13 protein-coding genes and 1 pseudogene are annotated in these 17,300 nt (G+C 67.9%); 6 read left to right on the top strand and 8 right to left on the bottom strand.

Annotated features, from left to right (window positions below; genetic code table 11):
• Nucleotides 1-4 precede the first annotated feature (4 nt).
• Nucleotides 5-733, bottom strand: a complete 729-nt coding sequence (locus RHCRD62_RS18015; protein ID WP_050066104.1) for an alpha/beta fold hydrolase — start codon at nt 731-733, stop codon at nt 5-7.
• A gap of 147 nt (nt 734-880) precedes the next feature.
• Here RHCRD62_RS18015 and RHCRD62_RS18010 point away from each other — a divergent pair, with 147 nt between their 5' ends.
• Both RHCRD62_RS18010 and RHCRD62_RS18005 read left to right on the top strand, forming a co-directional pair.
• On the top strand, nt 881-1,258 hold the full coding sequence (locus tag RHCRD62_RS18010; RefSeq protein WP_050066103.1) for an OB-fold nucleic acid binding domain-containing protein: 378 nt from the start codon (nt 881-883) through the stop codon (nt 1,256-1,258).
• Between the two features lie 28 nt (nt 1,259-1,286).
• A complete protein-coding gene (locus tag RHCRD62_RS18005) occupies nt 1,287-2,003 on the top strand; it encodes a DUF3159 domain-containing protein (RefSeq protein WP_253277369.1) in 717 nt (238 codons plus the stop codon).
• Between the two features lie 203 nt (nt 2,004-2,206).
• Here RHCRD62_RS18005 and RHCRD62_RS18000 read toward each other — a convergent pair whose 3' ends face one another.
• Both RHCRD62_RS18000 and RHCRD62_RS17995 read right to left on the bottom strand, forming a co-directional pair.
• Nucleotides 2,207-2,869, bottom strand: a complete 663-nt coding sequence (locus tag RHCRD62_RS18000) for a potassium channel family protein (protein ID WP_050066265.1) — start codon at nt 2,867-2,869, stop codon at nt 2,207-2,209.
• A 58-nt stretch (nt 2,870-2,927) separates the two neighbouring features.
• Nucleotides 2,928-3,593, bottom strand: coding sequence for a potassium channel family protein (locus tag RHCRD62_RS17995; RefSeq protein WP_050066102.1), 666 nt, complete (start codon nt 3,591-3,593; stop codon nt 2,928-2,930).
• 167 nt (nt 3,594-3,760) lie between these two features.
• On the opposite strand from RHCRD62_RS17995, the gene RHCRD62_RS17990 reads away from it, so the two are divergent.
• The 3 genes and pseudogenes from RHCRD62_RS17990 to RHCRD62_RS17980 form a co-directional block, all read left to right on the top strand.
• Nucleotides 3,761-5,776: an APC family permease gene (locus RHCRD62_RS17990; protein WP_050066101.1), complete on the top strand. Its 2,016-nt coding sequence runs from the start codon at nt 3,761-3,763 to the stop codon at nt 5,774-5,776.
• Complete coding sequence (locus tag RHCRD62_RS17985) at nt 5,773-7,041, top strand: class I SAM-dependent RNA methyltransferase (protein WP_050066100.1); 1,269 nt, start codon at nt 5,773-5,775, stop codon at nt 7,039-7,041. Before RHCRD62_RS17990 ends, RHCRD62_RS17985 begins: the two co-directional genes overlap by 4 nt.
• A gap of 228 nt (nt 7,042-7,269) precedes the next feature.
• Nucleotides 7,270-8,898: pseudogene (locus RHCRD62_RS17980) on the top strand (MDR family MFS transporter); the annotation flags it as partial.
• On the opposite strand, the gene RHCRD62_RS17975 reads toward RHCRD62_RS17980, so the two are convergent.
• The 3 genes from RHCRD62_RS17975 to glsA are packed head-to-tail and all read right to left on the bottom strand — an operon-like array spanning nt 8,868 to nt 12,568.
• Complete coding sequence (locus tag RHCRD62_RS17975) at nt 8,868-9,710, bottom strand: ABC transporter permease (RefSeq protein WP_050066099.1); 843 nt, start codon at nt 9,708-9,710, stop codon at nt 8,868-8,870. The pseudogene RHCRD62_RS17980 and the gene RHCRD62_RS17975 overlap by 31 nt on opposite strands.
• Nucleotides 9,707-10,672: an ATP-binding cassette domain-containing protein gene (locus RHCRD62_RS17970; protein WP_050066263.1), complete on the bottom strand. Its 966-nt coding sequence runs from the start codon at nt 10,670-10,672 to the stop codon at nt 9,707-9,709. The genes RHCRD62_RS17975 and RHCRD62_RS17970 overlap by 4 nt, the downstream gene beginning before the upstream one ends.
• Before the next feature lie 42 nt (nt 10,673-10,714).
• A complete protein-coding gene (glsA, locus tag RHCRD62_RS17965; RefSeq protein WP_050066098.1) occupies nt 10,715-12,568 on the bottom strand; it encodes a glutaminase A in 1,854 nt (617 codons plus the stop codon).
• A 206-nt stretch (nt 12,569-12,774) separates the two neighbouring features.
• Between glsA and dxs the strand changes: the two genes are divergently transcribed.
• A complete protein-coding gene (dxs, locus tag RHCRD62_RS17960; protein ID WP_084734366.1) occupies nt 12,775-14,709 on the top strand; it encodes a 1-deoxy-D-xylulose-5-phosphate synthase in 1,935 nt (644 codons plus the stop codon).
• Between the two features lie 28 nt (nt 14,710-14,737).
• Here dxs and RHCRD62_RS17955 read toward each other — a convergent pair whose 3' ends face one another.
• Both RHCRD62_RS17955 and RHCRD62_RS17950 read right to left on the bottom strand, forming a co-directional pair.
• Nucleotides 14,738-16,183: a sugar porter family MFS transporter gene (locus tag RHCRD62_RS17955; protein ID WP_050066097.1), complete on the bottom strand. Its 1,446-nt coding sequence runs from the start codon at nt 16,181-16,183 to the stop codon at nt 14,738-14,740.
• 151 nt (nt 16,184-16,334) lie between these two features.
• Nucleotides 16,335-17,297, bottom strand: coding sequence for an iron-siderophore ABC transporter substrate-binding protein (locus RHCRD62_RS17950; RefSeq protein WP_253277383.1), 963 nt, complete (start codon nt 17,295-17,297; stop codon nt 16,335-16,337).
• Between the last annotated feature and the right edge of the window lie 3 nt (nt 17,298-17,300).

Here is a 17,300-nt window from a genome sequence, read left to right as displayed (position 1 = left end):
AACCTCAGCTCACTCGATGCGCTGCGGCGGGGGAGACCCGCTGCAGCGCATCGAGCGACACCCGTCCGAGGACGGACGGATCGGCCCCGATCTCGTCGAGGGTGACGGTGCCGAGCGCGGAGTGGGGGAGCATCCCCGTCCAGTCCTGCGACACGGTGAGCGGATGCACCGCGTCGTCGACGGCCGCGCAGATCCCGACCGGGACCTCGCAGCGCGCCATGTCGTCGGCCGTGGGCGCGTGGTATCGGGCCGCTTCGTCCAGCGCGAGCGGGAGTTGCGGCCATTGGGACCGCCACGATCGTTCGAGCTCGCCGGCCAGCCAGGTGGGCGAGGACGCCGTCATCTCGGCGGTCACGGCGTCGAGCCCGTCGGCGCGCAGCCGGCCTGCTGTGTACGCGGCGCTCAGCGCTGCGGGCGCGTTCGCGGGGTCACCGGTCCAGGCAGGCAGGGCGGCGAGGACCCCGGCCGCGCGATCGGGATGTTCGGTTGCCCACTGGAGCGCGATGGACGCCCCGATGGAGATTCCTGCGGCCAGGATCGGGCCGTGCTGCTGGGCCGCCGAGTTCAATGCGTCGAGGTAGCTTCCGACGAGTCGGGCCGGGTCGGGTTCGACGGCGATGACATGCACCCCGATCTGCGACAACGCGTCGGTGAACGCGCGTGCCGCGAAGTCGGCGTCGGAGCCGGTTCCGGGGAGGGCCACCGCGACCGGCGGCAGTGTGAGCGAAGCCATTCGTCGATAGTGCACGGCCGGTCCCGAGCTCGTCGCAGGAGGTCTGATTGACCCCCTGCAAATGAGGTCTACAGTGGCGAGAAGAGAGACCACATGGACTACCCGTGGCGCGCGAAAGTCGCGCCGCACGCTGCTCGGAGGGGCGCAATGGCACTCGCGGCCAACGGATACATTCGGCGACTGACCCGGCGACTGACCGAGGACATCGACCAGCTCGACGCCGAGGAACTGGCGGAGTCGTTGCACGCCACCGGCGCGCAACGCGCCTGTGACTGTCGACACGGCGAAGAAGTGACGATGCGGGGTCGGTTGCGCAGCGTCGAATCCTGCCCCAAGGCGTCGGCCGCCACGGTGCAGGCGGAACTGTTCGACGGCACCGATCCCGTGACGCTGGTGTGGATCGGGCGGCGCCGCATCGCGGGGATCGAAACCGGTAAGCAGCTGCTGGTGCGGGGACGCATCGGTGACCGCAACGGTCAGAAGGTCATCTACAACCCCTACTACGAGCTCCTGGGCGACTCGTAGCGCTCCGCGGTGGATGTGGCACCCTCGTGTGGTGACGGACAAGCAGCCCACCATTCTCGAACAGCTCGGAGGCGTCAGCGGGCTGGTCTACTCGACCCTGCCGGTGCTGGTGTTCGTGCCGGTCAACGGATTGTTCGGGCTGACCGCGGCGATCTGGTCCGCCCTCGGGGTCGCGGCGGTGATCCTGGTGTGGCGTCTCGTCGTTCGTGGAACCGTGCAACCGGCGATCTCGGGGTTCTTCGGTGTCGGTGTCTGTGCGTTCATCGCATACCGCACCGGTGACGCGAAGGGCTACTTCCTCTTCGGCATCTACACCTCGCTGCTGTACGGGGCGGTGTTCATCGCGTCGATCCTCGTCCGCTGGCCGCTGGTCGGCGTGGTGTGGGGGTTCCTGAACGGCCACGGCAACAGTTGGCGTACGTCTCGCTCGGCGATCCGGGCCTACGACATCGCGACGTTCGCGTGGGCGCTGGTGTTCGGAGCGAGGTACCTCGTGCAGTCCCAGTTGTACGACACCGACCACACGGGGTGGCTCGCGGTCGCCCGGATCGGCATGGGCTGGCCGCTCACGGCGCTGGTGCTGCTGGTGACGGTGTGGGCTGTTCGACGCGCCGATCACGTGGTGGACGAGGATGCGCTCGACACCGACACCGACACCGACACCGACACCGACACCGCGGAAGGCGCGACGCCCGACGCGGCCGACACCGATACGGGTGAGACTCCCACCTCGCGCGGTCGCTGATCGCACGCCGCGACACCGATTTCGCAGGCGTTCCGGTGAATTCGGAGGGTGCCTGCGAAATGGTGCCGCCGAGAAGAAATTCCTAGACCCCGTCGTCGGGGCAATTTGCCACGGAATGTAACGGGGCGATTGTCGGCTGTTGTGTATTTCGAATGATGTACAAATTCTTGGACACCTGACGGTGAAAGTGTCCAAGCAATTCGTCAGCGAGTCAGGCCGAGAGCGTCCCGGAGCTGTTCCTCGACCTCGACCGACGCCACGAACACCAGTTCGTCGCCGCCCTCGATCGGATCGTCGGGCTGCGGCGTGATGACCCGCCCGCCGCGGATGATCGTGACGAGCGCGGCATCGCGCGGCAACGTCATCTTGCGGACGGGCTTGCCCGCAAGCGACGTGTCCGGAGGGAGGGTGACCTCGACGAGGTTCGCCTGACCCTGGCGGAACGTCATCAGCCGGACCAGGTCGCCCACCGAGACGGCCTCCTCGACCAGCGAGGCGAGCATTCGCGGTGTCGACACCGCGACGTCGACGCCCCAGGACTCGTCGAAGAGCCACTCGTTGCGGGGATCGTTGACGCGGGCCACGACACGCCGGACCGCGAACTCGGTCTTCGCCAGGAGGCTGACCACGATGTTCGCCTTGTCGTCGCCCGTCGCGGCGATGACGACGTCATAGGACTCCAGCTGGGCCGCTTCGAGGAGACCGAGCTCGCAGGCGTCCGCATGGACCCAGTGAACCTCCGGGATCGCCTCGGGGTCGACGTGCTCGAGCTTGCGCTCGAGGAGCATCACGTGGTGATCGCCGCGGACGAGTTCGCGGGCGATCGATCGGCCGACAGCGCCGGCTCCGGCAATTGCGACTCTCATCGGGTCCATCCGATCGGTTTCGGGTGAGAGGTTGGCTCGGCGGGGACGTGCACGGTACTCACTCTTCGGCCGGCGGCGGGGTGGCGGCGAGCGCGACCGCTTCGGCGACGGTCCCGGACACCGCCGCGATGTACACCTGGTCGTCCGCCTGGATGACGGTCTTGGCCGTCGGCAGGATCCCGGCACCGAACCGGATCAGGAAAGCGACCCGCGACGTCGTGAACTCCTCGAGTTCGGTGACCTTCCGTCCGATCCAGTCCTCGTGGAGGTCGAGTTCGGCGACGGCGACCGTGCCCGTGGGGTCGCGCCACTTCGTGGTCTGCGACTCGCGGGTGAGGTGGTGCAGGAAGCGGTCGGTCGTCCACGGGACGGTCGCGACGGTGGGGATGCCGAGGCGCTCGTAGACGGCGGCGCGTTTGGCGTCGTAGATGCGCGCGACGACCCGGCCGACGCCGAACGTCTCGCGGGCCACGCGGGCGGAGATGATGTTCGAGTTGTCACCGGACGAGACCGCCGCGAACGCCTCGGCCTTCTCGATGCCTGCCTTGACGAGCACGTCGCGGTCGAAGCCCATGCCGACCACCCGATGCCCGGTGAACTCGGGGTCGAGTCGACGGAACGACTCCGGGTCCCGGTCGATGATCGCGACCTCGTGCCCGATCCGGCTCAGTCCGGCCGCGAGGGCGGACCCCACCCGGCCGCACCCCATCACGACTACGTACACCTGACACCCTTTCCTGGCCGGTGTCGTCCGATGCGGCACCGATGATGTGGTCCGAACGGTACCGCTCGGAGCGGGGTGGTGCCGACGGGCATGCCGAAATCCGCTCGAAGCGGACTCGATGGGGAGTGGATGGCGCTGGATCGGTTCCGACGGCTTACGCTTTGGCGGTGTCAAAGCTGTCGACCGCTGCGAAGCGGCTGTTGGTGGGTAGGCCGTTCCGGAGCGACAAACTGGGACACACCCTACTGCCCAAGCGGATCGCGCTGCCGGTGTTCGCATCCGACGCGATGTCGTCCGTGGCGTACGCGCCGGAGGAGATCTTTCTCGTCCTGTCCGTTGCGGGCATCTCGGCGTACGCGTACACCCCGTGGATCGGGCTCGCCGTCTGCCTCGTGATGGCAGTGGTAGTGGCCAGCTACCGGCAGAACGTCCACGCCTACCCTTCGGGCGGCGGCGACTACGAGGTTGCCACGGTGAACCTGGGCCCCAATGCGGGTCTGACGGTGGGTAGCGCACTCATGGTCGACTACGTGCTGACCGTCGCGGTGTCGATCTCGTCCGCCGCGTCGAACATCGGGTCGGCGGTCCCGTTCGTCGCGACCCACAAGGTGCTGTTCGCGGTCGCGGCCATCGTGTTGCTGACCGCGATCAACCTGCGGGGAATCCGGGAATCGGGGACTGCGTTCGCGATTCCCACGTACGCGTTCATCGTGGGCATGTTCCTGATGCTCGGCTGGGGGTTCTTCCGGATCTACGTGCTCGGGGACGACGTCGCGGCGGAGTCGTCCGGATTCGACCTCGTGGCGGAGGATTCGCACCTGGTCGGTATCGCGTTCGCCTTCCTGATCGCCCGCGCGTTCTCCTCGGGGTGTGCGGCACTGACCGGTGTCGAGGCGATCAGCAACGGTGTGCCCGCCTTCCGGAAGCCGAAGTCGCGCAACGCGGCGACCACGCTCTTCCTTCTCGGTGCGTTCGCGATCGCGCTGCTGATGGGCATCATCACGCTCGCGCAGAAGATCGGCATCGTGTACGCGCACGATCCGGCGACGCAGTTGGTCGGCGCGCCCGAGGGATATCAGCAGAAGACGTTGATCGCGCAGATCGCGGAAGCGGTGTTCGAAGGGTTCCCGATCGGATTCTTCTTCATCGCGATCGTGACGGCGCTGATCCTGGTACTGGCAGCGAACACGGCGTTCAACGGGTTCCCCGTACTCGGTTCGATTCTCGCGCAGGACCGCTACCTGCCGCGGCAGCTCCACACCCGCGGTGACCGGCTGGCGTTCAGCAACGGCATCCTCTTCCTCTCCGGCGCTGCGATCGCGTTCGTGGTGGCGTTTGGCGCCGAGGTGACCAAGCTGATCCAGCTGTACATCGTCGGTGTGTTCGTGTCGTTCGTGCTGAGTCAGACCGGCATGATCCGGCACTGGACGCGGCATCTGAAGTCGGAGTCGGACCCCGCTCAGCGTCGGCACATGCAGCGTTCCCGGGTGATCAACTCGATCGGTCTCGCGATGACGGGTGCCGTCCTGGTCATCGTCCTGCTCACCAAGTTCGCGGCGGGCGCGTGGATTGCAATCGTGGCGATGGTCGCGATCTTCGTGCTGATGAAGTCGATCCGGCGGCACTACGACGGCGTCGCAGCGGAACTCGTCGACCAGGAGTGGGACGGAGTGTTGCCCAGCCGGACCCATTCCATCGTGTTGGTGTCGAAGCTGCACATGCCGACGTTGCGCGCGCTCGCCTACGCTCGCGCGACACGGCCCGACACTCTCGAGGCGATCACCGTCAACGTCGACGACCCGGACACCCGCGCGCTGGTGCGCGCATGGGAGAAGAGCGATATCACGGTGCCGCTCAAGGTGATCGAGTCGCCCTATCGAGAGATCACGAAGCCGGTCCTCGACTACGTGCGGCGGGTGCGCCGCGATTCACCACGCGACGTGGTGACGGTGTTCATCCCGGAGTACGTGGTGGGTCACTGGTGGGAGCAGATCCTGCACAACCAGAGTGCGCTTCGCCTCAAGAGCAGGCTGCTGTTCCAGCCCGGGGTGATGGTGACGTCGGTGCCGTGGCAGCTGACGTCGTCCGAGCGGGTGAAGCGGTACACCGTTCCGTCGGGGCCGGGCGGAACGCGTCGCGGCTTCGACGCACCCGACACGAACGGATCGGACACACCCCGATGAGCGAGAGCTGGGTCGGCGCGGAACTGGAACTGCGACTGGGCAATCCGGGGCACGGCGGTTTCTTCGTCGCGCGCCACGAAGGTCGCGTGGTGTTCGTTCGGCACGGGCTACCGGGGGAGTTGGTGCGGGCCCGGGTCACCGAGGACCGCGGCGGGTCGTTCTGCCGCGCAGACACGGTCGAGGTGGTGGAGTCGTCGCCGGACCGCGTCGATCCCCTGTGCCCGATCTCCGGTCCCGGGGGCGCGGGCTGCTGCGACCTGTCGCACGCCACCCTGTCCGCACAGCGGGCGATCAAGGCGTCGGTGGTTGCGGAGCAACTGCACCGGTTGGCGGGCGTCGATCGTGAGGTGGAGGTCGAGGATCTTCCCGGCACCGGTGACGGATCCGGGTGGCGTACCCGTCTGCGGCTCGCCGTCGACTCCGAGGGACGAGCCGGTTTTCACGGGTATCGGAGCAGCGAGGTCGTCACGTCGCTCGGGTGTCCGCAGCCGGTATCGGGGATGTACGACGGTCTCGCCGAACGATCGTGGCGCCCCGGGGCGGAACTCCTGGTCGCCGTCGACTCGGACGGCCTGCGACACGTCGTCGAAATCGAACCGGCAGAGGTGAGCCGGACGGGTCGGCGCAGCCCCGGTCGGCGTGGGGCGACTGCACGACGCGCGGCGTCGTCGCGGCGACGACGTGAGCGCCCGGTGATCGGGAGTGGCAGGGTCACGCAGCGTGTCGCGGGCCGTGAGTGGGAATTGTCGGCCACGGGATTCTGGCAGGCCCATCAAGGGGCAGCCGACCGCTACACCGAGGTCGTCTCCGAGTGGGCGGAACTGGGTGCCGGCGATGTCGCGTGGGACCTGTACGGCGGTGTCGGTGTCTTCGCTGCCGCGCTCGCAGTGCAGGTGGGGGAGGGCGGGACGGTCCTGTCCGTCGAGTCGAGCCGCGGCGCCGTCGAGGACGGCAGGAGGTCGCTCGTGGACCTGCCGCAGGTCCGCCTCGAGGTGGCCCGGGTGGAGAGTGCGTCGACGTTGCTGTCGGGTGCTGTCGGGACCGTCGTCCTCGATCCGCCGCGTGCGGGTGCGGGACGCGCAGTGGTGGCGGCCGTCGCCGCGGCGGGTCCGCGGACGGTGATTCATGTCGGGTGTGATCCGGCGGCCTTCGGTCGTGACATCGGTCTGTATCTGGAGCAGGGCTTCCACCTGGAGGATGTCCGCGCGTTCGATGCCTTTCCTCTCACCCACCACATGGAGTGCTTCGCGCGACTGACGCGCTGAACCCACCCCGGAGGCGCACCGATTCGCCGAGTGCGTCGCGGGTCACACCGGGCACGACTTGTTTGCGGTCTGCAATTAAATATATAGTTGTATAACGCAAGCATATTAAAGGGGTCTTTACCTTCCGGAGCGGGCACCCGTCTCCGATGCCATCTCACAGAACGAAGGGGGTGTCGCATGACCACGACAGACACGCGCATCGACGGTGACGTCGAGCCGGAGGAGTTGATGAACCACCGGCAGATCCTCGAGGTCCTTGCCGGACTGCTCGCCGCACTGTTCACCGCGCTGATCAGCTCGACCATCGTCTCCACGGCGCTTCCCACGATCATCGGGGACCTGAACGGGTCGCAGACCCAGTACGCCTGGGTGATCACCGCTGCACTCCTGGCAACCGCGGCGTCGACGCCGATCTGGGGCAAACTCTCCGACCTCTACAACAAGAAGGTCCTGGTCCAGTCCGCGATCGTGATCTTCGTGGTCGGCTCCGTGATCGCCGGGCTGTCCCACTCCGTGCCTGTTCTGCTCGGGGCGCGCGTCGTCCAGGGCGTCGGTATGGGAGGTCTCACCGCGCTCGTCGTCGCGATCATCGGCACCATCATTCCGCCGCGCGACCGTGGCCGGTACTCCGGCTACATGGGCGCCGTCATGGCCGTGTCGATGGCAGGCGGACCCGTGCTCGGTGGCGTGATCGCCGACGGCCTCGGCTGGCGTTGGTGCTTCTTCGTGTGTGTTCCGCTCGCCGTGGTCGCGTTGGTCCTGCTGCAGAAGACCCTGCACATCGAGACCACTCGGGTCGACGGGGTCAAGATCGACTGGCTCGGCGCCACCCTGCTCACCGCAGGTGTGTCCGTGCTTCTCGTGTGGGTGTCGTTCGCGGGCAAGGCCGACTACTACGACTGGATCTCGACCCAGTCCGCACTCATGGTCGGTGGCGGCCTGCTGCTGCTGATCGCGACCGTCGTCGTCGAGAGCAAGGCGACGTCGCCGATCATTCCGCTCAAGATCGTCACCGAGCGGACGACGGCCCTCGCCATCGTCGCCTCGATCGCGGTCGGCATCGGACTCTTCGGAGCGACCACGTTCCTGACCCAGTACTTCCAGACCGCACGCGGATTCTCGCCGACGGAGGCCGGACTCCTCACGATCCCCATGGTGCTCGGGATGTTCGCCGGCTCGGTCGGGTCGGGTCAGCTGATCACCAAGTTCGGCAAGTGGAAGGCGTTCGTGGTGGTGGGCGCGGCCCTGCAGGTCACCGGCTTCGCGCTGCTCTCGACCGTCGACCACGAGACGGCGATTCCGCTGATCGGTCTCATGATCGCGCTCCTGGGTCTCGGCACGGGCATGCTCATGCAGAACGTCGTGCTCGTCGTGCAGAACACGGTGAGCGTCCACGACATCGGCGCGGCGTCGAGTGTGGTCGCATTCTTCCGTACGTTCGGTGGCGCGATCGGCGTGTCGGTGCTCGGGTCGGTGTTGGCGACCCGCGTCACCGACCTGACCGCGACCGGTTTCGCGAAACTGGGCATCGACTCCCACACGCCCGGCGGCGGCGGAAACCTGAATCTCGACGCCCTTCCCGAGCCGGTGGCCGAGATCATCCGGATGTCGTACGGCGATGCGACCGGCCGGATCTTCCTGATCGCGGCGGCCGTCTCCGTGATCACCGTAATCGCGGTCGCGCTGCTGCCGAACAAGCCGCTGCGCACGACGATCGACCTCAAGCCCTCTGCCGCGGACGAGGAGTACGCGAAGGTCTAGCTGTCGGTCTCTCGGTCACGTGAAAGGCCCGGTCCCATGGCGGGACCGGGCCTTTCACGTGGCATTCAGGACTTGCGGTTGTACAGCCGCATCGTGATCGGTCCGAAGATCACGATGAACCCGGCACACCACGCGAACACGATCCCGAGGCTGCCGGTGGGCATGGTGCCGCTCATCAGGTCGCGCATGCAGGTGACCAGCTGGCTGATCGGATTCACGTCCACGAACGCCTGCAACCACCCCGGCATCGTGGCCGGGTCGACGAAGATGTTGCTGGCGAACGTGAGGGGAAACAGGATGAACATCGACACGCCCATCACGGCCTGCTCCGTACGCATCAGCATCGCGAACATCGTCCAGATCCACGACATCGCGAACGAGAAGAACAGCAGCAGGGCGATCGATGCGACGACGCCGACGAATCCGCCCGCGGGCCGGAATCCGAGGATCAGACCGAGCACCATCACGATCACCGACGCGATCGTGTAGCGGACGAGGTCGCCGAGCAGTGCCCCGACGAGCGGAGCGGGCCGCCAGATCGGCAGCGAGCGGAACCGGTCGAAGACGCCCTTCTCGATGTCCTTGTTGAGCGTCAAACCCGTGTACATCGTGATCATCACGACCGTCTGCACGAGGATGCCGGGGATCAGCCACTGCACGTACGCCTCGGTCGAGCCCGCGAGTGCGCCGCCGAACAGGTACGTGAACATGAGGGTGAACATGATCGGGAACATGGTCACGTCGAAGAGCTGCTCGGGGACGTGCTTGATCTTGAGCAGCGCCCGCCAACCGAAGGACAGCGACGACACGACCGCGTTCGGCCGCTTCGGCCGCGGGCCGTCGAGGCTGAGTGCAGCGCCGACGGCAGCGGCGGGCGAGGTGGCGGAGACGGTGGTGGTCGTGGTCATGCGGTGGTCTCCTCGAGATCGTCGGCGGGCCTGCCGGTCAGGGCGAGGAAGACCTCGTCGAGACTCGGCTGACCGAGTGCGAAGGTGGTGACCGCGATACCGGCCTCGTTCAGTGCGGGAAGCGCCCGGGCGACACGCTCGCTGTCGTCGATGCGCGCAGTCAGCGCCGCGGGATCGGTTTCGGCCGTGACCTCGACTCCCAGCACGGTGGTGAGCAGGACCCTGGCGTCCTCGCGTCGTGCCGGATCGGCGACACGGACGTGCAGTGCGCCCGATCCGACCGACGCCTTCAATTCGCCGGTCGTGCCCTCGGCGATGACGCGACCGTGATCGATCACAGCGACACGGTCGGCGAGCTGATCGGCCTCGTCGAGGTACTGCGTCGTGAGCAGCACGGTCGTGCCACCCGCGACGAGTGCGCGCACGATCTCCCACACCTGGTTGCGGCTGCGCGGGTCGAGGCCGGTCGTGGGCTCGTCGAGGAAGATCAGCTCCGGTGTGACGATGATCGACGCGGCGATGTCGAGGCGTCGTCGCATGCCACCGGAGAAGTTCTTCACCTGCCGGTCCGCGGCGTCCGTCAGGTCGAACGCGGTCAGCAGTTGCTCGGACCGCGAGCGCGCTGCTCCGCGGGAGAAGCCGTACAGGCGCGAGAGCAGCACGAGGTTCTCGGTGCCGGTGAGGTCCTCGTCGAGCGAGGCGAACTGACCGGTCAGCGCGACCTTGCTCCGCACGGTGTCGGATTCTCGGACCACGTCGTGGCCCAGGACCCGGGCCGACCCGCCGTCGATGTCGAGGAGCGTGGCGAGCATCCGGATCGTCGTGGTCTTGCCCGCACCGTTGGGGCCGAGAACGCCGTAGACGCCGCCGCGTGGAACGGCGAGGTCGACGCCGTCGACCGCGACGGTCTTGCCGAAGCGTTTGACGAGTCCCTGGGTGTCGATCGCGAGGTCCGTTGGCATGACGACCAGCCTGTCCGATTCGGGCGGATCGGGCAATGGAATTTATCGGACCTTCACCGGCGACGGGAGACCGGGAACGACCGGTCCGTGGACGCCGAATCCGCGAATCGCCGTGTCGAGCTGGGCGTATGCGCTGGTGAGGAGTCGGTTGAGGAGTGCGACCTTCACTCCGGGGGCAGCGTGGCTGAGAGTCGCGAAGTGTTCGGGCGAGAGGATCGCGAAGCGGGCCGGTGTGTCGGCTCGGATGTCCCCGAGGAAGGTTCCCCCGATCAGGGTCGGCATCTCGCCGAAGGTCATACCGGGTGCGAGGGTGGTGATCCGGTGGATGGAACCGTCCGGTCCCGTGACGGTGGTGCTGACCCGGCCGGACAGGATCAGGGCGATGCCGATCGCATCCTCCCCCCGCCGGACGACGGTGTGCCCGCCGGGCACCTCGCGGAAATCGAGTTGGGCCGCCACCTGTGCGAACTGGTCGGCGGTGAGGTGTGCGAGCAGGGGATGGTCGCCGAGTTCGATGGACGCCGGGATCCGGCCGGTCGCGCAGTGCCGGTCCAGGACCACCGTTTCCGCCCATTCCAGTGCGCTGTCGAGGTCGACGAACACGCGTCCGCGCCCCGACGGGTCGACGCTCGACGCGGTGTTGCCCAGATGCCCGTCGGGGTCGACGAACGCGCAGGGGCACCCCGAACCGTCGAGGTCCTCGCGCATCTCGGTGAACATCCGCCGCGCGACGTCGCCGACCTCGTCGACCCGGCGCAGATCGACGACGACGGCCTCGAGCCCGGCGGCGCGCTCGCCGACGGCGCGGACCGCGGACTCGGCTCCCGCGAACAGCAGGTCGCCGTGCAGTTCGTAGACGCGGGCACGGTCACCGAGGCGCGTGAGCGTCGCGCGTTCGGCGTCGGTTCGGCGCTGCCTCGACGGCGCCTCGGTGACGGTGTAGCTGGACCGGATCGCCGAACGCGCCGCGCGGGTGACGTGCAGGAAGTGCAGTTCGAGGGTCGTCGACAGTTCCCGGCACGCCTGCACGCCGCGGACGCTGTTGCCGTGGGCGTCGAGGCGGGGGGAGTGCACCGCGATGCCGATCTGGCCGGGCAGTACCGCGAGTACGCCGCCCCCGACGCCACTCTTGGCCGGCAGGCCGACCCGCGCGATCCAGTCGCCCGCCGCGTCGTACATGCCGCAGGACGTCATCACCGACAACACCCGCTCGACGTGCTCCGGGGCGAGCGCGCACTCGCCGGTCAGCGGGTGGGTTCCGTTGTTGGCGAGTGTCGCGGCCATCAGTGCCAGATCCCGGGAGGTGACATTGACCGAGCACTGGCGGAAGTACAGGTCGACGGCGTCCTCCGGGTCGTCCGTGATGATGCCGAACGAACGCAACATGTGACCGATCGCCCGGTTGCGGTGCCCGGTACGGGCCTCCGAGGCGTACACCTCCTCGTCGACGGTCAGCTCCCGCCCGGCATAGGCGGAATAACAGCTGCGGATCCGCTCGAACCGCTCGGCCGGGTCGGCGCCCGCGATCAGCGATGCGGCGGTGATCGCGCCCGCATTGATCATCGGGTTGCGGGGTCGCTCCGTCACCGGATCGAGGCTGATCTCGTTGAAGGGCTCGCCGGACGGTTCGACGTCGACCTTGGTGGCGACGAGGTCGGGCCCGCGATCGGCCAGGGCGAGTCCGTACGTCAGTGGCTTCGAGATCGATTGGATGGTGAACTCGACGTCGGACGAACCGACCTCGTAGACATGCCCGTCGGCGGTGGCCACGCAGAGCGAGAAGGTGTCGGGCGACACCTGGGCGAGTTCGGGAATGTAATCCGCGAGCGCACCGTCACGGTTGCCGCGGCAACGCTCGAACACTTCGCCGATGATCGTGTCCACCACGGTGCGCATGCGACCAGGTTTGCATCCCGGGAGGCGCGGCGCGACCTGTGATGTGACTCACCGGGGTGGTCATAATGGAGCAGGCAGCGCGCATCGGCGGCGGGTCGAGGCGGTACGCCTGGCGTTGATCGCCCCGCAGCCTCCGTAGACTGATCGGGATCGGCCGATCCGCGGTCGGAGTGTTGTGGTGCAGTCCTGTGGAGGGAGCGATCTCGTTGGGTGTTCTTTCTCGAGTTCAGTCGCCCGGTGACCTCGACGGCCTGACCCTCGCCGAGATGCGCGAACTCGCCTCCGAGATCCGCGAGTTCCTGGTGGAGAAGGTGTCCGCGACCGGCGGGCACCTCGGCCCCAACCTCGGTGTCGTCGAGTTGACGCTCGCCGTGCACCGGGTGTTCGAGTCCCCGCACGACCCGGTGCTCTTCGACACCGGACACCAGGCGTACGTCCACAAGATCGTGACCGGCCGCAAGGACCGCTTCGACACCCTCCGCAAGCAGGGCGGGCTGTCCGGGTACCCGTGTCGTGCCGAGTCCGAGCACGACTGGGTGGAGTCCTCGCACGCGTCGGCGGCACTGTCCTACGCGGACGGGCTCGCGAAGTCGTTCGAGCTGACCGGCCAGAACCGGCACGTCGTCGCGGTCGTCGGTGACGGCGCGCTGACCGGCGGCATGTGCTGGGAGGCGCTCAACAACATCGCGGCGGGACGCGACCGATCCGTTGTCATCGTGGTCAACGACAACGGGCGCTCCTACGCGCCGACGATCGGCGGCCTCGCCGACCACCTCGCCGCACTGCGTCTGCAACCGGGCTACGAGCGGGTGCTCGACAACAGCCGTCGCATGGTCAAGAAGATGCCGTGGGTGGGGCGGGCGGCGTACCAGCTGCTGCACGGCATGAAGGCCGGCATCAAGGACATGGTGAGCCCGCAGGTGATGTTCACCGACCTCGGGATCAAGTACCTGGGGCCCGTGGACGGGCACGACCAGGCAGCGATGGAGTCGGCGCTGCGTCGCGCGAAGTCGTTCGGCGGACCGGTCATCGTGCATGCCGTGACCCGGAAGGGCATGGGCTACGCGCCCGCCGAGAACCACGTCGCGGACCAGATGCACGCGACGGGCGTGATCGATCCGCGGACGGGCCGGTCGACGAGCAGCCCGGTCGCCGACTGGACGTCGGTGTTCTCGCAGGAGCTGATCGACAGGGCGACCGAGCGGAAGGACATCGTCGCGATCACGGCGGCGATGCCGGGGCCGACCGGTCTCGCGGCGTTCGGGGACCGTTTCCCCGACCGCATGTTCGATGTCGGGATCGCCGAGCAGCACGCCGTCACGTCGGCGGCGGGTCTGGCGCTCGGTGGGCTCCACCCGGTTGTCGCGGTGTACTCGACGTTCCTCAATCGCGCCTTCGACCAGCTGCTGATGGACGCCGCTCTGTTGAGGCAGCCGGTGACCCTGGTGCTCGACCGGGCAGGCGTCACCGGGCCCGACGGCGCCAGCCACAACGGCATGTGGGACTTCTCGTTGCTCGGTATCGTGCCGGGGATGCGGGTCGCGGCTCCGCGGGACGCGGCAACCCTGCGTGAGGAGCTGGGGGAGGCCCTCGCGATCTCCGACGGCCCGACGGCGGTGCGGTTCCCGAAGGGGGCCGTCGGTGACGACATCCCGGCTCTCGAACGGGTCGGTGGGGTCGACGTGCTCGCGATGCCTGCTGCGCGCAGCGGTGACGTGCTGATCGTCGCGGTCGGGTCGTTCGCCGGGATTGCGCTGGAGACGGCGAAACGTCTGGCACAGCAAGGAATTTCGGCTGCGGTCGTCGATCCGCGCTGGGTGCTGCCGGTGGCGGGCGCCCTCGTCGACCTGGGCCGGAACTTCTCGATGGTCGTCACTGTCGAGGACAGCGGTGTGCACGGCGGTATCGGATCGGCGGTGTCCGGGGCGTTGCGCGCGGCGGATGTCGACACCCCCGCCCGCGACGTCGGTGTGCCGCAGCGGTTCCTCGACCACGCGTCGCGGGACCAGGTGCTCGCCGAGGTCGGGCTGACCGCCCAGGATCTGGCTCGTCAGATCACCGGGTGGGTGGCGGGACTGCGGTCCGACGACGACGCCGCGGCCCCGACCGTCGTCGAACCGGAGGCCACGCCGAAGCCCTGACGGACCCCGGCGTCGGGAGTTCCGAGGGTCAGCCCGCGGCTTCGAGTGTGCGGCCGCGGGTTTCGGTGACGAACTTCCAGACCACGAAGAACGACAGGGCCGCCATGACCGCGTAGCCGCCGTAGGTGGCGGACAGATTCCAGTCGGCCAGCGCCGGGAACGTGGCGGAGACCAGGAAGTTCGCGACCCAGTTGGCGGCAGTCGCGACGCCGACGGCCGCGGCCCGGACCCGGTTCGGGAACATCTCGCTGATGAGCACCCACACCACCGGGCCCCACGAGAACGCGAAGAAGAACACGAACGTATTGGCGGCGACCAGGGCGATCGTTCCGTTGGATCCGGTCAGGGTCGCGACCGAGTAGCCGTCCGCGTCGGTGGTGACCACTGCGGAACTGAAGCAGACGGACGTGATCGCGAGGGAGACGGCCATGCCGACCGAGCCGATCAGGAGCAATGGCCTGCGGCCGATGCGGTCGATCACGGCGATGGCGACGAACGTTCCGACGATGTTGACGAGAGCGCTGACGACGCTGATCAGGAGGGACCGGTCCTCCCCGAATCCGACTGCCTCCCACAGCGTTGCCGAGTAGTAGAAGATGACGTTGATGCCGACGAACTGCTGCAGTGCGGCGAGCGCGATGCCGATCCACACCAGCGGCGCGACGCCGAGCGGTTTCGAGAACAGTTGCCGCACCGTGGTCTTGGCCCGGTGCTCCTTCAGTGATTCGCGGACCTCCGCGATCCGGGCGGTGACCTGAGCATCGTCGCCGCCTTCGAGTTCCGCGAGTACCCGACGTGCCTGGTCGTCGCGGCCCCGCAGGACCAGGAATCGGGGTGACTCGGGGATCGGGAAGGTCATCAGCAGGTACAGGATGGCCGGGATCGCCTCGAGCGCGAGCATCCACTGCCACGCCTCGATGCCGGCGAGTTCTCCCCGGGCACCGTCCGCGGCCTGGGTGAGTGCGTAGTTGACGAGCTGTGAGATCGCGATCCCGAGCACGATCGCCAACTGGTACATCGAACCGAGCCTGCCGCGGATCGACGCGGGGGAGATCTCCGCGATGTACGCGGGTGCGATCACCGCGGCGAAGCCGACGGCGACACCACCGACGACGCGCCACGCTGTCAGGTCGTACACGCTGAACGGGAACGCCGAACCGAGGGCGCCGATCACGAACAGCACGGCGGCGAGCTGCATGACCCTGATGCGCCCCAAGCGATCGGCCAGATCGCCCGCGATCCAGGCGCCGAGTGCGGCGCCGAGCAGAGTGAGCGAGACCGTCAGCCCGGTCCCGCCCGCCCCGATGTCGTACTTGTCGCGGATGGCTCCGACCGCGCCGTTGATGACCGCGGTGTCGTAGCCGAACAGGAATCCGCCGAGGGCGGCGGCAGCGGCAATCATCACCGCATGCCCCGCGTGGGTGTGGGCGGGACCGGAACTGCTTCCGCCGTAAGAGGTGTCGCTCGTCGCCATGGCCGCCCAGCCTCTCAGCCGTAGAGCCTCCGGGCCGACGCTCCATTGCGTCGACACACCCGGAGCACTATGACGCTACTGCGAATCGTTCCGGTGTGCGCGACATCACACGGTGTGGCGGTGTCGGCACCCCACACCGTGTGATGTCGGCTCATTTCGCGTTCGCGGCGGCCCGGGACAGCTCGGGGACGATGGTGGGAAGCACCCACGGGATGCTCAGCACGTTGACGTTGCTCAGCGCGGCGATGACCTGCTCGTCGGTCAGCACGACCGCGGAGTTGCGGCCGACCGCGGACAGCTGTGCGAGGGCGGGGTTCGATGCCATGTCGTTGGCTCCCGCGACGCCGAAGGCGACGACGACGTCCGCGTCGATCTCGCGCAGGTTCTCCAGGGAGAGGGATTTGTAGAAGGTGCCGGCCTCGTTGTCGGCGGCGAGTGCCTCCACGCCGGGCGCGTTCACGAATCCGAGCTCGGTGAGGACCTGGACCCGGGGGTCGGTGGGGAGGTAGACGTTCGCCTGGCCGGTCGAGGTGTCGAGGTTGACCACTGTCAGCGTCTTGCCTGCGAACTCGGGATGCGCGGCGGCGGTGTCGGCGAGCGTGGTGCCGAGTCCGTCGATCAGCGCGCGTGCCTCGTCGGGCTTGCCGACGGCCTGCCCGATGAGTGTCGTCTGGTCCTGCCAGGTCGTCTGCCAGGCGCCGCCCGGGTACGCGACCGTCGGTGCGAGTTCCGTGAGCTGCTTGTAGTAGGCCTCGTCGAATCCCTCGTACGGCGCGAGGATCACGTCGGGCGCGAGGGCGGCGATGGATTCGACGGACGGTTCACCTGCCTGCGGGTCTTCGAAGAGGGTGGTCGTGTCCGCGTCGAAGTACGGCTGAGCCCAGGGCATCACGCCGTTGGCATCGGCGCCGTACACGTACTTCGGCTGACCGACCGGCTTCAGGTCGAGGGCGTACAGCACGTCCTGTGCGTTCCAGCCCATGGTGACGAGACGCTCGGGCTGCGACTCGATGGTCGTCGACCCGAACGTGTTCTCGATGGTGACGGGGAAATGGCCGTCCCCGGAGGGGGTTCCGGTGTCGGTGTCGTCGGAGGTGGACGAGCAACCGGCCAGGAC

Origin of the sequence: Rhodococcus sp. RD6.2 (assembly GCF_001040705.1) — a bacterium.
In the GTDB taxonomy this organism is placed as follows: domain Bacteria; phylum Actinomycetota; class Actinomycetes; order Mycobacteriales; family Mycobacteriaceae; genus Rhodococcus_G.
Note: the sequence above shows the minus strand (reverse complement) of the source record. Positions and strands in the feature narration are given on the sequence as shown.